Annotated in this window: 1 protein-coding gene; it reads left to right on the top strand. The window is 59.7% G+C overall.

The window, feature by feature from the left end; genetic code table 11:
• Nucleotides 1-1,089 (top strand): elongation factor Tu (gene tuf / locus ACR0C3_RS23285; RefSeq protein WP_480760788.1); only part of this gene is annotated, 1,089 nt, incomplete at its 5' end.
• Nucleotides 1,090-1,096: the final 7 nt, after the last annotated feature.

The following is a 1,096-nucleotide window of genomic DNA, read 5'->3' as shown; positions in this document are numbered from 1 at the left end:
GCAGCGATCACCAAGTATTTTGGTGACTTCAAAGCGTATGACCAGATTGACGGTGCGCCGGAAGAGAAAGCGCGCGGCATCACCATCTCGACCGCCCACGTGGAATACGAGACCGAGAACCGCCACTACGCGCACGTTGACTGCCCCGGCCACGCCGACTACGTCAAGAACATGATCACCGGTGCTGCTCAGATGGACGGCGCGATCCTGGTTGTGAACGCCGCTGACGGCCCGATGCCGCAGACCCGCGAGCACATCCTGCTGGGCCGCCAGGTTGGCATCCCGAAGATGGTCGTGTTCCTGAACAAAGTTGACCAGGTTGACGACGAAGAGCTGCTGGAACTGGTTGAGATGGAAGTTCGCGAACTGCTGTCCAGCTACGAATACCCCGGCGACGATATTCCGATCATCGCAGGTTCGGCTCTGGCCGCGATGGAAGGCAACAAGCCTGAGATCGGTGAAGAGAAAATCAAGGAACTGATGGCGGCTGTTGATGAGTACATCGACACCCCTGAGCGTGCTGTTGACCAGCCGTTCCTGATGCCGATCGAAGACGTGTTCTCGATCTCGGGTCGTGGTACCGTTGTGACCGGCCGTGTTGAGCGTGGCGTGATCAACGTTGGTGACGAGATTGAAATCGTCGGCATCCGCGACACTTCGAAAACCACCTGCACCGGTGTTGAAATGTTCCGCAAGCTGCTGGACCGCGGTGAAGCGGGCGACAACATCGGCGCGCTGCTGCGTGGTGTTGACCGTGACGGCGTTGAGCGTGGCCAGGTTCTGTGTAAGCCGGGTTCGGTTACACCGCACACCAAGTTCGAAGCCGAAGCCTACATCCTGACCAAGGAAGAAGGCGGTCGTCACACACCGTTCTTCGCGAACTACCGTCCTCAGTTCTACTTCCGTACAACTGACGTGACCGGCACCGTGACCCTGGCGGAAGGCACCGAGATGGTCATGCCTGGCGACAACGTGTCGTTCGGCGTTGAGCTGATCGCGCCGATCGCGATGGAGCAGGGCCTGCGCTTCGCGATCCGCGAAGGCGGCCGCACCGTCGGCGCCGGCGTTGTGTCGAAAATCACTGAATAAGTCGCGC

Source organism: Ruegeria sp. CK3 (assembly GCF_056536565.1).
The sequence above is the reverse complement of the archived record's forward strand: the minus strand, read 5'-3'. Positions and strand labels throughout refer to the sequence as shown.